Annotated in this window: 17 protein-coding genes; 11 read left to right on the top strand and 6 right to left on the bottom strand. The window is 46.1% G+C overall.

Translation table 11 applies throughout. From position 1 onward, the window contains the following. Positions 1 to 4: 4 nt before the first annotated feature. Genes AKG33_RS00515 through AKG33_RS00530 form a run of 4 tightly spaced genes read left to right on the top strand, consistent with a single transcriptional unit; the run spans position 5 to position 2100 of the window. Complete coding sequence (locus AKG33_RS00515) at positions 5 to 610, top strand: SPOR domain-containing protein (protein WP_012030744.1); 606 nt, start codon at positions 5 to 7, stop codon at positions 608 to 610. 12 nt (positions 611 to 622) lie between these two features. Continuing rightward, a complete protein-coding gene (locus AKG33_RS00520; protein WP_012030743.1) occupies positions 623 to 1336 on the top strand; it encodes a CvpA family protein in 714 nt (237 codons plus the stop codon). A 36-nt stretch (positions 1337 to 1372) separates the two neighbouring features. Then, positions 1373 to 1564 (top strand): hypothetical protein, encoded by a 192-nt coding sequence (locus AKG33_RS00525; RefSeq protein WP_012030742.1) that lies wholly within the window; start codon positions 1373 to 1375, stop codon positions 1562 to 1564. Further along, positions 1564 to 2100 (top strand): DJ-1 family glyoxalase III, encoded by a 537-nt coding sequence (locus tag AKG33_RS00530; protein WP_012030741.1) that lies wholly within the window; start codon positions 1564 to 1566, stop codon positions 2098 to 2100. Before AKG33_RS00525 ends, AKG33_RS00530 begins: the two co-directional genes overlap by 1 nt. 49 nt (positions 2101 to 2149) lie before the next feature. On the opposite strand, the gene rapZ is transcribed toward AKG33_RS00530, so the two are convergent. Beyond that, positions 2150 to 2998, bottom strand: a complete 849-nt coding sequence (gene rapZ, locus AKG33_RS00535; protein WP_228369818.1) for an RNase adapter RapZ — start codon at positions 2996 to 2998, stop codon at positions 2150 to 2152. 145 nt (positions 2999 to 3143) lie between these two features. Further along, complete coding sequence (gene ettA, locus AKG33_RS00540) at positions 3144 to 4805, bottom strand: energy-dependent translational throttle protein EttA (RefSeq protein WP_050707763.1); 1662 nt, start codon at positions 4803 to 4805, stop codon at positions 3144 to 3146. A 216-nt stretch (positions 4806 to 5021) separates the two neighbouring features. Here ettA and AKG33_RS00545 point away from each other — a divergent pair, with 216 nt between their 5' ends. After that, positions 5022 to 5885 carry a 4-hydroxybenzoate octaprenyltransferase gene (locus tag AKG33_RS00545; protein ID WP_050707764.1) on the top strand — a complete coding sequence of 288 codons (864 nt, stop codon included), beginning with the start codon at positions 5022 to 5024 and terminating at the stop codon, positions 5883 to 5885. A 12-nt stretch (positions 5886 to 5897) separates the two neighbouring features. Further along, positions 5898 to 7178, top strand: coding sequence for a chloride channel protein (locus tag AKG33_RS00550; RefSeq protein ID WP_161802445.1), 1281 nt, complete (start codon positions 5898 to 5900; stop codon positions 7176 to 7178). A gap of 6 nt (positions 7179 to 7184) precedes the next feature. On the opposite strand, the gene AKG33_RS00555 is transcribed toward AKG33_RS00550, so the two are convergent. Continuing rightward, positions 7185 to 7649: an S-ribosylhomocysteine lyase gene (locus AKG33_RS00555; protein WP_012030736.1), complete on the bottom strand. Its 465-nt coding sequence runs from the start codon at positions 7647 to 7649 to the stop codon at positions 7185 to 7187. A 106-nt stretch (positions 7650 to 7755) separates the two neighbouring features. On the opposite strand from AKG33_RS00555, the gene trhP reads away from it, so the two are divergent. Next, positions 7756 to 9060, top strand: coding sequence for a prephenate-dependent tRNA uridine(34) hydroxylase TrhP (gene trhP / locus AKG33_RS00560; protein ID WP_050707766.1), 1305 nt, complete (start codon positions 7756 to 7758; stop codon positions 9058 to 9060). Between the two features lie 155 nt (positions 9061 to 9215). On the opposite strand, the gene AKG33_RS00565 is transcribed toward trhP, so the two are convergent. The 3 genes from AKG33_RS00565 to yihA all read right to left on the bottom strand — a co-directional run bounded on the left by AKG33_RS00565 (position 9216) and on the right by yihA (position 11702). Next, positions 9216 to 10241 carry an asparaginase gene (locus tag AKG33_RS00565; RefSeq protein WP_050707767.1) on the bottom strand — a complete coding sequence of 342 codons (1026 nt, stop codon included), beginning with the start codon at positions 10239 to 10241 and terminating at the stop codon, positions 9216 to 9218. An 80-nt stretch (positions 10242 to 10321) separates the two neighbouring features. Further along, positions 10322 to 11098: a TSUP family transporter gene (locus AKG33_RS00570; protein WP_012030733.1), complete on the bottom strand. Its 777-nt coding sequence runs from the start codon at positions 11096 to 11098 to the stop codon at positions 10322 to 10324. 4 nt (positions 11099 to 11102) lie between these two features. Beyond that, a complete protein-coding gene (gene yihA / locus AKG33_RS00575) occupies positions 11103 to 11702 on the bottom strand; it encodes a ribosome biogenesis GTP-binding protein YihA/YsxC (RefSeq protein WP_012030732.1) in 600 nt (199 codons plus the stop codon). Between the two features lie 453 nt (positions 11703 to 12155). Here yihA and AKG33_RS00580 point away from each other — a divergent pair, with 453 nt between their 5' ends. From AKG33_RS00580 to AKG33_RS07430, 4 genes are all read left to right on the top strand, one after another. Further along, positions 12156 to 12800: a cell division protein ZipA C-terminal FtsZ-binding domain-containing protein gene (locus AKG33_RS00580; RefSeq protein WP_012030731.1), complete on the top strand. Its 645-nt coding sequence runs from the start codon at positions 12156 to 12158 to the stop codon at positions 12798 to 12800. Continuing rightward, positions 12779 to 14815 (top strand): NAD-dependent DNA ligase LigA, encoded by a 2037-nt coding sequence (gene ligA / locus AKG33_RS00585; protein WP_050707768.1) that lies wholly within the window; start codon positions 12779 to 12781, stop codon positions 14813 to 14815. The genes AKG33_RS00580 and ligA overlap by 22 nt, the downstream gene beginning before the upstream one ends. A gap of 103 nt (positions 14816 to 14918) precedes the next feature. After that, positions 14919 to 15368, top strand: a complete 450-nt coding sequence (locus AKG33_RS00590) for a SixA phosphatase family protein (RefSeq protein WP_050707769.1) — start codon at positions 14919 to 14921, stop codon at positions 15366 to 15368. A 229-nt stretch (positions 15369 to 15597) separates the two neighbouring features. Then, positions 15598 to 15857: hypothetical protein (locus AKG33_RS07430; RefSeq protein WP_152907700.1), on the top strand; the 260-nt coding region annotated here is incomplete at its 3' end.

The following is a 15857-nucleotide window of genomic DNA, read 5'->3' on the forward strand; positions in this document are numbered from 1 at the left end:
AATTATGAATAATCAATGGATTGCACGCATTTTAGGCGTTTTATTTTTAGCGGTATTTATGGTGGTATTTTTTCAATTGTGGTTTTCACCGCCCGTTCCGCCACAATTACAACCGCAACCTGAACCCCAACAAACCGCCGCAGAACACGAATCTGACACCACCGCGCCGTTAATCGATCCACAAAACGGCAGCGCCACAATTACGCTGACTTCTTTGGAAACCAGCGAAATGTCAGAACGCACAACGGCGCCTGAAGAAGCAGCGCCAAAACTCGTCAATCAAAATGCGCCACAACAAAATCAACCGATGAATACGCCGGCGGCAACAAAAACGGCAGAAACAATAGCAACAACATCGGAACCAACCGCCGCCCGCGAATCAGCGCAAAAAATATGGATTCAAGCGGGATCTTTTGGTAGTCCGGAAAATGCGCAGCGCCGTATGCAAGAAATCAAAAAAGCAGGATTGGCGACGGAAATGGAAACGGTATCCGTGCAAGGAAAAACTTATCACCGCGTCTATATTGGACCGGTGCGCGGCGGCGATGTTGACGGTTTACTGAATCGTTTGTCGGTCATGGGTATTAATGGACGAGCAGTTTCACGATAAAAGGAGCAGAGAATGCAATTTCTACAAGGCATGAATGGTATGGATTTAATTTTGGGAGGCATTTTGCTTTTTTCCGCGCTGGTTGGCATCAGCCGCGGTTTAATCAAAGAATTGCTATCACTGGTGGCGTGGACGGCTTCAATATGGGTTGCTTACCATTTCGCTGAACCAGTGGCAACAAATTATGTGCAACAAATTATTTCCGACCGTTTAATCAGCTACGTTGCCGCTTTTGGCGGATTATTTTTTCTTTCATTATTCGCCGTAGGATTGCTTAATATTTTGCTGTCGTCTTTGCTCGATTTTGTGGGTTTGACGGGGTTTGACCGTTTATTAGGCGTTTTGTTTGGTTTGGCGCGCGGGGCAATTATTTGTTCGTTAATCGTATTTTTCGGCGTTTTCGTGCCGGCGTTAACCAAAGAAAAATTTTGGCAAGAATCAACGCTCGTGCCGCATTTTATTAAATTAGCCGATTGGGGCGTGAGCAAATTGCCCGCTAATATCCGCGCATTAATTGATATTGAAAATAATCCGGATACCGTGGGCGTCATTCCCAAAAGAAATGAAAATGATATTTTTCACCCGTCAAATCGCACCGAACGCCTCGAAAAAGCTTTGGATCTGCAATTAGAATCTTTGGATTCTGATCCCGCCGAGCAACAAAGTAAAAAACAAAATGATTTATCGCTGGAATCGATGGAAGCGTATCCTGAAGAAAGCGAATAAAATCAATCACCTTTCTTTTTAAAAAAGGAGTTTTTTATGCATCGTCACCTCATCACCATTTTATTTGCGTTAGGATTTTTAAACGCCTGCGATCAGGCAGAACAAAAAACCGCGCAAGACAATATTTTGCTGAAAAAACAAGAGGAAACCGTTCACAAAGCCGAAAAAGCGCTCAACAGCGGTTTAGATCAACAAAATGCCGCTTTAGAATCGGCGGGAGAACAATAATGCCGCAAGTTTATCTCTTTTTAATCAACGGCTTTGAAGAAATCGAAGCGCTGGCAACCGTTGATATTTTGCGCCGCGCGGCAATCAACGTGGCAACCGTTTCTTTGCAAGAAGATTTAACCGTCACCGGCGCGCACGGCATCGCCGTTACTGCAGATTGTTTGCTGGCAGATATTGACGACGGCGCCGAATTATTCGTTATTCCTGGCGGCACCACCGCTTTTAACGGTCACGCTGCATTTAAAAACCAATTGATGCAGCACGCCAATCGCGGCAAAACAATTGCGGCAATTTGCGCCGCGCCCATGGTTTTGGGCAATTTGGGATTATTACGCGGCAAAAAAGCCACGTGTTATCCCAGTTTTGAGTGCTATTTAGACGGCGCACAGGTGCAAACGTCCGCAGTCGTTGTTGATGGCAACATCATCACCGCGCGCGGGCCGGCTTGTGCTTTTGATTTTGCTTTGCAATTAGTGGAGCATTTGGCAGGAAAAGCAACGCGGCAAAAAGTTGCCGCCAGCATGTTGCTGGTTTAACGACAAAACGGAAAAAGGCAGCAAAATCGCTGCCTTTTTTATTTTAAATTCAATTTTTTTCAATATCGCGGTGCTCGATATGCAAATCGGGAAAATCTTGCCGCAAAATGGCGCCCACTGATTCGGCAATAAAAACGCTGCGATGTTGTCCGCCCGTGCAACCAATCGCGATATTAAGGTAAGCGCGGTTATTTTGTCCGGTGAAATAAGACAACCAATGTTGTAAATAATGCGCGGTTTCTTGGGCGAATTGCCTCGGTTCGGCGAATTGTTCCAACCAATCGATAATCGGTTGTTCCTTGCCGTTAAATGCGCGCAAACGCGCTTCCCAATAAGGATTGGGTAAAAAACGCACGTCAAACACAAAATCCGCGTTCACCGGAATGCCGTGTTTAAAACCAAACGATTGCAGCGTGATTAATAAATGCGGCGCCGTGGTATTGAGCAATTGCATCAATTGCTGCCGCAAATCGGCGGCGCGGTAATTGCTGGTATCAATAAGCATGTCGGCGATATTATTTAAAGAACCGAGTAATTTCCGTTCTTTTTCAATCGCTTCAATAATTTGTTCGCTGCCGAAATTGCGCAACGGGTGCGGTCGGCGGCTTTCGCTAAAACGGCGCGCTAAAACGTTTGTTTGCGCGTTGAGAAATAAAATTTGAATGCGCGTTACGCTTTTCATCGTTTGCAATTTATCAGATAACGCGCTGATATCTTGCGCATTACGAGCATCGATGGCAACGGCGACCGGTTGCGCGTGATGTTGGGCAAAATCGCGTACAAAAGCGTCCAACAAAATCAGCGGTAAATTATCCACGCAGTAATAACCCAAATCTTCCAAAGTATGCAGCGCCACACTTTTTCCCGCTCCCGACATGCCCGTGACAATTAACATCATGTGCTCCTTTTTTCGCTTTAGCCGTTTCTATTTTAAGCGATTTTTTACCCGTGCCGATGGCAAACAGCGCAAAAAACCGCGCACGTTACCGCAAAAATAAAAAACCGACTGCAAAAGCCGGTTTTTTTTGATGATAAAAACGTTTTTAAATGCGTTTATATTTAATTCGGTGCGGTTGATCAGCAGCTTCTCCCAAACGCCGACGCCGATCAACTTCATATTCGCTGTATGTTCCTGAAAAAAAGAACGTTTGTGAATCGCCTTCAAACGCCAAAATATGCGTTGCCACCCGATCTAAAAACCAGCGATCGTGGGAAATAATTAACGCGCTGCCGGCAAAAGAAAGAATAGCGTTTTCCAAAGCGCGCAAAGTTTCCACGTCTAAATCGTTGGTGGGTTCGTCTAACAACAAAACGTTGCCGCCGCTTTTTAACAATTTTGCCAAATGCAAACGATTACGCTCGCCGCCGGATAAATCGCCAACGCGTTTTTGTTGATCCGTTCCTTTAAAATTAAAGCGCCCCAAATATGCGCGGCTGGGAATCGTATAATTGCCGACGGTAATCATATCCAAACCATCTGAAACGGCTTCCCAAACGGTTTTTTGCGCGTCCAAACCATCGCGCATTTGATCAACGTATGCCAGTTGCACGGTTTCGCCGAGTTCAATCGTTCCGGCATCGGGCGTGTCGCGTCCGGTAATCAAATGAAACAATGTGGATTTACCCGCGCCATTTGCGCCAATAATGCCAACCACCGCCCCCGCCGGCACTTGAAAACTCAAATGTTCATATAACATTTTGTGTTCAAAACTTTTCGCCACATCATTAACGATGATGACTTTGTCGCCCAAACGATCGCCAACGGGAATATAAATTTCCTGCGTTTCTGCGCGTTGCTGGAATTCTTTGCTGGATAATTCTTCAAAACGATTGAGGCGCGCTTTATTTTTACTTTGTCGTCCTTTGGCATTGCTGCGCACCCATTCCAATTCTTCTTTTAATGCGCGGCGGTGCGCGGATTCTTGTTTTTCTTCAATCGCTAAACGTTTTTCTTTTTGTTCCAACCAAGAAGAATAATTGCCCTGCCACGGAATACCTTGCCCGCGGTCGAGTTCTAAAATCCAGCCGGCAACGTTATCTAAAAAATAACGGTCGTGCGTTACTGCTACCACGGTGCCGGGAAAATCATGGAGATAATGCTCCAGCCACGCGATCGATTCCGCATCTAAATGGTTGGTTGGTTCGTCTAATAACAACATATCCGGTTGCGATAATAATAAACGGCATAACGCCACGCGCCGCCGTTCACCGCCGGATAAGGTTGCCACTTTTTGTTCCCACGGCGGCAAACGCAACGCATCAGCGGCAATATCCATGCGCAACGCGTGATCATGACCGCCGCCAGCTGCCAAACGATTTTCCAATTCGGCTTGTTTTGCTGCTAGCGCTTCAAAATCAGCATCGGGATCGGCATATGCCGCATAAACGGCATCTAATTCCGCTTGAACGTCTTGCAGCGCGCTCATCGCTTCTTCCACCACGGCGCGCACGGTTTTTTCCGGATCGAGTTGCGGTTCCTGCGGTAAATAACCAATTTTAATATTGGGCTGCGGACGCGCTTCGCCCAAAATATCGGTATCGACGCCTGCCATAATGCGTAACAAAGTTGATTTACCCGCGCCGTTTAAGCCCAAAATGCCGATTTTGGCGCCCGGAAAAAAAGATAATGAAATATCTTTCAAAATGTATTTATTCGGCGGCACCACTTTGCCAACCTGATTCATCGTAAAAACGTATTGACTCATCTTTGTTTTCTGTACTCAAAAAATAGGTGAATGAGAATAATCCATCAGCGCGCTGATGAATCGCGATTTAAAAACGCGGCAATCATATCATTTTTATGCAGAAATACTGCGCTTGCCCGCAGTAACGCCATTCTTTAGGCGCACAACACGCAAATCAACAAACCGCTTTTGCGCTTTTGCTTTATAATCACCGCGCCTTGTTTTATTTTTCATAACATGTTGTCATTATCAAAAAAAATTTCTGCATATATCCGCCTGATGCGCTTAGATAAACCCGTCGGCACCTTGCTTTTAATGTGGAACAGTTTATGGGGACTGTGGCTGGCAGGAAACGGCAAACCGCCGGCAAAAATCGCGCTCATTCTTTTGCTCGGCACATGGTCAATGCGCAGCGCCGGCTGCGTTATCAACGATTTAGCCGATCGCCACATCGATGGTTTTGTTAAACGCACGCGCTACCGCCCGCTCGCCGCGGGTGAATTATCGGTTTTTGAAGCCGTTTTAATCAGCATCTTATTATTTTTATTTAGTTTTTATTTGGTATTACAACTCAACCGCCCCTCGCTACTCGTTGCCGTCGGCAGCGCGCTCACCGTTTTTTTGTATCCCTTTTGCAAACGCTTTCTTCCCGCGCCGCAAGCCGTTTTAGGCATTGCATTTGCCAGCGCCATTTTACTTGCCCACACCGCCATCTTGGGCAAAATCACTTTAGCCGGCGGACTCATGTTTTTGGGCGGCGCCTTTTGGGCATTGGTTTATGACACTTACTACGCCTTAGTCGATCGCGACGATGATCTACCGTTAAAACTCCATTCAACCGCTATTCTCGCGCGCGGCTGCGAACGGCGTTTTATTGCGCTGATGGCGGCTTTGATGCTTTTGTGTTTGATTTTAAGCGGCGTTGCCGGCGGACGCGGCAGTTGGTATTATCTCGGGCTTTTGAGCGCGGCGCTGCTGATGGCGCAAGAATTGTATATGATTCGCGGCTTTAATCGCGCCCGTTGCTTTGCGGCATTTCATCATAATAACTGGGTGGGCGCGGCGATTTGGGCAGGACTGGTGCTCGATTTTTTACCCTAATTATTAATGACCATGAATTGGATACCACAACCGCGGCAACTTGTTTGCCGTTTTTATCGTTTTTGTTTACGGATTATTTTTCTTGCCGGTGGCGCTTTTGTCGTTACCTTAACTATTTTAAGTTTTGCTTTTGCCGCGCGCTGGGCAACCAATACACATCGCTGGTTGATCGCGCAAAATCCTTATATCAGCGCGGTTTTATTACCTTTTGGTTTGGTCGCGATTTTATATTTAACCAAACATTTTGCACCACAAACTGCCGGCAGCGGCGTGCCGCAAGTCATCGCTAGCATTCATCAGCCCGAACGCAGCGCCCTTTTTCTCGCCCACACCACCTTGCTTAAAATTCCGCTCACAGCTTTGGGCATGCTTTGTGGCGCGTCCATCGGTCGGCAAGGTCCTTCCATTCATGTTGGCGCGGCGGTGATGTTTGCGTGGCACCGACTTTGGCATTCCAAACTGATTTCCGAACAACAATGCTTACTCATCGGCGCGGGCTGCGGTTTAGCCACGGCTTTTAACGCACCACTTGCTGGCATCGTTTTTATTTTAGAAGAACTCGGACGCGCAAAAACGCTGCGCTGGCGACAATTAGAATGCGTTTTTTTAACGATTACGTTGGCGGCAGGATTTTATGGCTTTTTCATTGATTTTGCGCCGTATTTTCCCCAATTTTCCGCCGCAAAAATAATTGATAACGCTTTTTTCGGCGCGCTGGTTTGTGCATTAGTCTGTGGCGTTGGCGGTGGATTATTTGCTTTGGTTTTAGGACGCGGCAAAAATTTTTTATTCCCCGAATCGTGGCGCGCGTTTTTCTGCCGTCACCCTTATTTTTGGGCATTTTTTTGCGGCGTCGTTTTAACTGTTTTAGGACTTTTTTATCAGGGGCAAACGTACGGCAGCGGCGAATTTTTAATTCCGCAACTGTTAACTCCCGAATATGATGATGCGCCTACTTTAGCGCTGGGAAAATGGCTTGCCAGCGTAGTGAGTTATTGGGTTGGCATCGCCGGCGGGATTTTTGTGCCGTGTTTATCAACCGGCGCCGTCATCGGAAAAACGTTGGCACAAATCGGGCAAATCACCGCGGCGGCGCCGTGGATTTTATGCGGTATGGCAGCATTTTTAGCCGCTGCCACTCAATCGCCTTTAACCGCGGCGGTGGTGGTGATGGAAATGACGGGTTGCCCCGCTAATTTTGTCTATTTATTACCCAGTTGTCTTGTTGCTAATTTGATTTCGCGGCGCATATTTCCCGTTCCGTTTTATCATTTTTGCGCCGCGCGTTTGTGATGTTGTTTAAAAAACTTGTTCCCATTTATTGCGATGTGCCAGCAAATAACGCGCGATTTCTTGCGCACCGGAAAGCGAATGATTGGCAGCAAAACCGCATTGTTCCTCGCAACACGCCGGCACGGCTTCCGCCGCTAAAATATCGTTGAGCGTGGTTTCTAATAAATGCAGCATCACTTGATAATCCGGTTCGTTGAGCAAACTAATATAAAAACCAGTTTGGCAACCCATCGGGCTGATATCTAAAATTTTATCGCTATGATTGCGCATTAATTCTGCGAGTAAATGTTCTAAAGAATGCAAAGCCGGCATCAGCATTTGCTCGCGATTAGGTTGGCAAACGCGGATATCGTATTTATAAATAACATCGCCGTGGCTGCCGATTTTTTTATCCGCGAGGCGCACGTACGGCGCTTTTACCGCGTTATGATCCAAATTAAAACTGGCAACATTCATGTGTTTTCTTTCCATTGACATTCCTTTTTTCAAAACGAAAAGTTTATGTGACTGCTCGGGTATAATACTGAACTTTTTCGCAAGCGCGGAACGTCTTTTATCAATTAACTATTGAGCGATCATGAGCACGAATCCTATTGAATTACTTTCTCCTGCCGGTTCTTTAAAAACCATGCGTTATGCCTTTGCCTACGGCGCTGATGCCGTTTATGCCGGCGCCGCGCGTTATTCTTTACGCATGCGTGGCAATGAATTTAACGATGAACATCTTCAAACGGGCATCGCCGAAGCGCACGCCAGCGGCAAAAAGTTTTATTTAACCGTCAACACCATGCCGCATAATTACAAATTGCAAACGGCACTGCGCGATTTGTCGCCCGTTTTATCCGCAAAACCAGATGCTTGTATTATGTCTGACGCGGGACTCATTATGCTGGTGCGCGAAGCTTTCCCCGATTTGCCGATTCATTTATCAGTGCAAGCCAACAGCATGAATTGGGCGAGCGTACAATTTTGGCAAAAAAACGGCATTAGCCGCATTATTTTGTCGCGGGAATTATCTTTGGACGAAATCAAAGAAATCCGCCAACGTTGTCCAGATATTGAATTAGAAGTTTTTATTCACGGCGCTTTGTGTATTGCGTATTCGGGACGCTGTTTATTGTCGGGATATTTTAATAATCGCGATCCCAATCAAGGCGTCTGCACGAATGCCTGCCGTTGGCGCTATCAAACGCATGAAAGCCGCGAGGAAACGGCAGGCGATTTTGTGCCCGTTTTAGAAAAACCGAAATCTCATGCCGAACGCACATATTTTTTAGAAGAAGAAAACCGCCGCGGCGAATATATGGAAATCAACGAAGACGAACAAGGCACTTACATTTTAAATAGCCGTGATTTGCGCGCCATTGAACACGTTCGCGCGCTCGTTGAAATCGGCGTGGATTGTTTGAAAATCGAAGGACGCACAAAATCGTTTTACTACGCCGCGCGCACCGCGCAAATTTATCGTCAAGCCATCGATGATGCCTTAGCCGGCAAAGATTTTAATCCACAATTAAGCCGCGATTTAGACGGTTTAGCCAATCGCGGTTATACCGATGGCTTTTTTGTGCGCCGCAATATTAATGCTCAACAAAATTATGAAACCGGTTCCTCAAATGCTGCCACACAACAATTTGTCGGTGAAATTATTGATTTTGATCCAGTAACGGGACTGGCAACGGTTGAAGCAAAAAATTATCTGCAAACCGGCGATAAAGTAGCTTTAATTACGCCAGAAGGAAATCGTGATTTGGTTTTGGGGACTTTGTTTGACGTAAAAACGGGTGAAATCGTGCCGGCGGCAAAAGGCAGCGGTTGGATCGTAAAAACGGATTTAGGCGCCATTTCCAGTTTAGCGCTGCTTGCAAAATATCTTGCATAAAAAAGCACGACGCAACCAATTGAATTAATGACTGCTTTGGCAGTCATTTTTTTAACGGTGGCAAAAATAAAAAGATTGCCGTCACTAAAAATCGTTTTTCATAAAAAAGTGACTGCCGCGGCAGTCACTCAAAAGCGAATTTTTTTATGATTGATTTACTGAAAACGCGCGCGAATTGCTGCTAAATCGTCGCCGTTTGCCAAAGCAAGCATCAATAAAATCCGTGCTTTTTGTGCATTTAAAAAGCCGCTGCCAATGCCTTCATCTTCAGCAATGGAAACGTATCCTTGACCTGTGCGAGAAGCGCGCACCACAGGAAAACCTTCAGCAGTCAACGCTTTAACGCGTTCTAATAACTTAGTAGACAACATGCCGGCACCAGTTGCATCGATAACGACGCCGCGCGCACCGCGCTCAACGGCAGCATCTAATAAATCAGCATCAGCATCTTGATAGCCAAAAATAATATCGACGCGCGGCAATTCTTTATATTGACTCACATCAAAATTTGCCGCATTCATCGGCTGCTGCGGTTGATAATAAAAATGCGGGGTTAATCCCACCATCAATCCTAAATATCCTGATTCCACAGATTTAAACGCATCGGGCGCGTTGGCGTGGTTTTTACTGATGTAATAACCAGAACCGATGCGGTCGTTCATCACCATCATCACGCCGCGATTGTGCGCCTCTTTGGCAACTGCAAGCGCTGATGCTTGCAATAAGTTCATCGCACCATCAGCGCTGATTGCCGTTGCCGGACGCATCGCGCCAACGATTACGATCGGTTTTTCGGTTTTCGTGGTTAATGATAAAAAGAACGCGGTTTCTTCTAAAGTATCGGTTCCGTGCGTAATCACGGCGCCGTCAGTACCGCCTGCCAAATCTTGGTTTAAAGTTTTCGCAAGTTCCAGCAAAATGTTTACCGAAATATCGTTACTATCAACGCTGGCAATTTGTTTGCCGGTCACCGTTGCGATTTTTTTCAATTCCGGAACCGCAGCAATGAGTTTTTCAACGCCTAATGTTGCAACTTGATATTGCGAGGTATCCGTTACGCTGTCGGAACTTCCAGCAATCGTGCCGCCGGTGGCGTAAATATTCAAACTAGGAAGGGTAAAAGCAGTTTGCGTGGTTAACATAGCACTCGTCCATAAAATTGATAATAATAACTTCTTCATTGATTTATCCCTCATTTTTATCAACACGATAAACCGTTTGCTTGATGGCGCACGGCGCCGTTCATTTTAACGTATCTCAATTAAAAATAAGGTAAAAACCAGTTGCGATAGGCTAAATATAAGCTCATTAGTACGCTCATAATAATCACCATCGGGCGAATTAAACGACTGCCGCGGCTAATCACCAATCCCGAAGCCAATTTCGCTCCCAACATTTGCCCGACACCCATCACAACGCCTAAAGACCACACAATATGTCCGGCGATAATAAAAACGGTTAACGCCGTTAAATTACTCATAGCATTAAACACTTTGGCTTCCATAGTTGCCTGCCGCAATGTTTCTCCACGAAACGCAATCAACGCCAAAATATAAAAACTGCCTGAGCCCGGCCCTAAAAAACCATCATAAAAACCAATCGGCAACGTCAAACCCAAAGCAAATCCCCAAAAACCTAATTTTGCCGCGTGATCAACATCGCCTAACGTTGGCATCGCAATAAAAATGCCGGCAACCGTAATCAACAGCAGCGGCAACACTTTTGCCAAAATACCGCTATCAATAATATGAATTAAAATCACGCCCACCGCCGCGCCAACGGCAGTGGTAAACATGCCGCCGAGCATGGGTTTGAAATGAATATAACCTTTGCGCCAAAAGCAAAAAGCAGCAGAAGTTGAACCGCAGCTTGATTGTAATTTATTCGTTGCCAACGCCATTTCTGGAGAAAGCGAAGGTGTCAGCAATAATGCCGGAATCGTCAACATACCGCCGCCGCCTGCAATGGTATCCACGAATCCCGCGGTTAATGCCACGCCAAAAAGTAATAAAACAATATGTAATGGTACGCCCCCCATCTCCCTACCCTCCCAACCATTGATCTAATTGACACCGCAACGCGTCCAAACCTTCTTTTTTTAAACTCGAAAACGTTTGAACAGAACTCGATTCCATGCGTTGCGCCAAAAAGTTTGCTACTTGATTTTGCTGCATTTTTTGCGCACTTTTCGATAACTTATCCGCTTTAGTTAATAAAACGTGAACCGGCAAAGCGCGCGCTTGACAGCAATCGAGCAATTGTTGATCCAAAGGTTTTAACGGGTGACGAATATCCATAATCAAAACAACGCCTTTTAGCGCTTGTCGTGTTAATAAATAATCGCCCAATAAATGTTCCCAATGTTGCCGCACGGCATCTGGCACTTGCGCGTAACCATATCCCGGCAAATCCACCAAATATTTTCCTGCATCGGGCAAAGCAAAATAATTGATTAATTGCGTCCGCCCCGGCGTTTTTGAAACGCGCGCGAGCGTTGCTTGATTGGTTAACGCATTTAAAGCGCTGGATTTTCCGGCATTAGAACGCCCCGCAAAAGCCACTTCCACCACTGCATCTTTCGGCAGCTGGTGCGCAGCATGAACGGAACAAGAAAAAGTTGCTTGCTGGTAACGATGAGACATTAAATTACCCACGGATCAATTCGGCGAGAGATTATAACGAAATTTTCGCAAACTAACACCAACTTCCCACCGCGCGCCGCAAGAAATACGTTTCATAAAAACCGTTTTATGACGACTCCGTAAATAAATGAAAAATCATAAAAAGCTGCTAAAAATCGTTAAATAAGCGTTTGATACTAAAAATAACGTTTTTATACAAAATAGCGGCAATATTTTAATTTTTAACAGTGAAAAAATGCGGCATCATCTTTTTAATAAAAACGTAATCACCACCGCGCAAATCAACATTTGCACCCAAAAAACAAGCCGTTAAAATGGTACCTTTTATAAACTTGGGTAACGACAAACATTTGCCGCCGAAATCCGTTTTATCGTTGCGCCCTTAAAAAATCAGATTGGCTCCATCTTTTTATTGGTAACCCATTTATTTAGCACATATTTTTAGGAAAACCCATGACAAACGACACGCCCCTTTTTCTGTTTCGTCTCACCATTGCCTTGATTATCGTCTTGCTATTGTGGTTGGCTACGAAAATATTTCGTAAAGCCAAACAAAAAGAACAAGCGCGCCTCGCGCAAGCAGAAAAACAACAAATCACCACCCAACCCACAGGGCATTTGCCGCCAAATTATTTTGATGAACTGAAAAAAGTTCCCGATGCGCCCAAAGCCAATTTTCCCTTTACCATTTTGGCAGCGCATAAAGAAACCTTTGACGGCGCCGCCATCGAAGATCTCGTGGCTACTTTTCAACTCACGCGTTCGCCCAATCATATTTATGAACGATTAGACGACAGCGGCAGCAACGTTTTATTTTCCGTGCTCAACGCGCAGCGTCCGGGCACCTTTCCCGAAAAGCTCGAATTGATGACGCCCACCACCGGCATCATGCTCATCATGCAATTGCCCACCAGTTACGACGCCACAGAATCTTGCGAAAACTTCATCGCGCACGCCAAAGAAATTGCCGCGCATTTAAACGGTCGGCTGCTGGATTTTAATCAACACAGCGTCGGCGAAAAAGAACTCGCTAATTACCGCCACGCCGCTGAAATCTTTCAACAAAATTACGAACAATGGCTCAAAACTCCTCATTAATCGCTGCTGAATTGGAAGCGTTGCGCCAAACAATCCGCGCTCATGAATATGCTTATTACGTGCTCGAGGCGCCGAACATTGCCGATAGCGAATTTGATGCATTAATGCAAAAATTGCGCGCGCTCGAAGCGGCAAGCGGTTTGCCCATTCCCGCGGATTCGCCGACGCAGCGCGTTGGCGGTAAAGCTGATAATCGTTTTCGAAACGTCGCCCATCACATTGCCATGCTTTCTTTGGACAACGTTTTTAATGCCGATGAATTTGCGGATTTTTATCGCCGTTTACAAGAACAATTATCGCCGACAACCGCAATTTCTTTGATTGCCGAACCCAAATTTGACGGACTCGCGATCAATTTGCGCTACGAAAACGGCATTTTGCAACGGGCGAGTACCCGCGGCGACGGCATCACCGGCGAAGACGTCACGCAAAACGTGCGCACCATCAGCACAATTCCGCTGCGTTTAAATACGCATACGCCGCCCGACGTTATCGAAATTCGCGGCGAAATTTATATGCCGAAAAAAGCGTTTTACGCGCTTAATGAACAAGCCGCTGCCAATGGTGAAAAAATTTTTGCCAATCCTCGAAATGCCGCTTCCGGCAGTTTACGGCAACTCGATCCGCGCATCACGGCGCGGCGGCAACTCGCTTTTTTTGCTTATGGTTACGGGGAAATCACAAATTATCAATTACCGGAAACGTATGAAGCGTTGCTCGAGCAATATCGCGCGTGGCATATTCCCGTATGTTCTTTACATCAAAAAGCGGCAACTTTACCGGAAGCGCTGGCGGCTTATCAGCAATTTGCGAAACAACGCGAACAATTGCCATTTGACATTGATGGCGTTGTTTTTAAAGTCAATCGTTTTGCTGACCAACAACGCGCGGGCTTTTTAGCGCGGGCGCCGCGGTGGGCAATTGCGTGGAAATTTCCAGCGCTGGAAAAAACTACGCGCATTGAAGCAATTGAATTACAAGTGGGACGCACGGGCGCGGTGACGCCGGTGGCGCGTTTGCAGCCGGTCACGATTGCCGGCGTTGTGGTGCGTAGCGCCAGTTTGCATAACGCGCGGGAGATTGCGCGCAAAGATATCCGCGTGGGTGATACGATTTTTATTCGCCGCGCTGGTGATGTAATTCCGGAAGTGGTTAGCGTGGTTTTGGAGAAACGTTTGCCCGATGCGCCGGTTTTTGCAATGCCCGAACACTGCCCCGTTTGCGCGGCAGCAATTGTGCAAAATGAAGATGAGGCGGTGGCGCGTTGTAGCGGTGGTTTACATTGTCCGGCGCAACGCGTGGCGGCGTTAATTCATTTTGCTTCTCGTGAGGCGCTCGATATTCGCGGTTTGGGCGAAAAGTTAATTCAGCAATTGGTCGCGCAAGAATTTGTGCGCACGCCGGCGGATTTGTTTTGTTTAACGGCAGACGATTGGGCAAGTTTACCGCGCATGGGTAAAAAATCCGCGCACAATGTAATGACGGCAATCGATGCTGCGAAAAAAACCACGTTGGCGCGTTTTATTTATGCTTTGGGTATTCGCGGCGTGGGAAGCGTTAATGCGCAGGCGTTGGCGACGCATTTTGGCGATTTGGCAGCGTTTATGGCGGCTGATCGCGCGGCGTTGCAAGAAATTGAGGGCATTGGCGATGTGGTCGCGGCGGATATCGAACATTTTTTTGCAGATGAAGATAATCGCGCGGTAATTGCAGCAATTGTGGCTGCCGGCGTGCATTGGTCAACCGTACCGACAAAAAAAATAATAGATGCGCCTCTTTTGGGAAAAACGGTGGTGATTACGGGCACTTTGCCGAGTTTATCGCGCGCGGAAGCGCAAAAACGTTTGGAAACTTTGGGCGCAAAGGTGACGTCGCAGGTTTCGCGGCAAACGGATTTTTTATTATTAGGCGCTGATGCCGGCAGTAAATTGGCACGGGCACAGGCGTTTTCCGTGCCGATTATTGATGAAGCGCAGTTGCAAACGTGGTGGCAGCATTATGGCAATGCGGTGTGATGCACAATTTTAATAAAACGATGCGCAGCGGCGCGATCGATAAAAACCATTGGCGAGATTGAGGCGAGTTTATTTTATCCGTTTAAATATTAAGGAGTTATTTATGAAAAGATTGATTTTTTGGCGACATGCAGAAGCGGGCATTGGCATTGGTTTATCCGATTTGGAACGCACGCTAAGCAATGAAGGACAAAATCAAGCAAAAGCAACCGCAGAATGGTTGCGTCCGTTTAAAACTTTGCCGATTTATTGTTCGCCTTCTGTGCGCGGGCAACAAACGGCAGCGCATTTGGGTAAACCCGTGACGATTAAGGAATTGAGTCCGGACGAAGATTTAAATACGGTATTTCAAGCGTTATCAAAGATTAAAGACAGCGCCATTATTGTGGGACATATGCCGTGGATTGGGCGCGTGGTCAGCGAATTATTGGGAACGCCCGGCGGCTATTTGCCTTTTGGTTACAGCGAGGCGGTTTGTTTGCAAAGCGAGGACGGCGTGACTTGGAAGATGATTGCGCGCTTTAATGGCGAAACAGGACAAAGAACGTTATAAAACGATAATGATTTGAATATGCGGCAGTTTTGCCGCATTTTTTATGCCGGAAATATTCATGCGGATTTTAAAAGTTTACGGTTTTCGTTAATAAAATTTGAAAACGCGGCATTTTTAATGAATCACGAAAATGGTTTTCGTGGTTTTGAATAATTTCTACAGCACTGGAACGATTTTAAAAACAATTTGGAAAACATTATGTTTTTTATAAAACATTAAAACAAAAATCATGGAGAAAATTGACAGCGGTTTAAAGAAAAATTTTTGCCGCAAGTTTTTAAACTGTTTTTTATGTTTTTATAAATCCGAATCAAAAAACGATAAAACCGCGGTCGTAATTTCAAAAAAGAATTTCCCAGAAGCAACCTTAAGTAAAATCGACCCCAAACTCGCTGAACAATACAAAGCAGAAAAAGCTAAACGCGCTAATCCCGATGCCGATAAAATTGTTGACCCCACTCAAACCGGCGTGGTTGATGGTTTTGATTT

The sequence above is a fragment of the Dichelobacter nodosus genome, from assembly GCF_001263335.1.
GTDB classification, from domain to species: Bacteria; Pseudomonadota; Gammaproteobacteria; order Cardiobacteriales; family Cardiobacteriaceae; genus Dichelobacter; species Dichelobacter nodosus.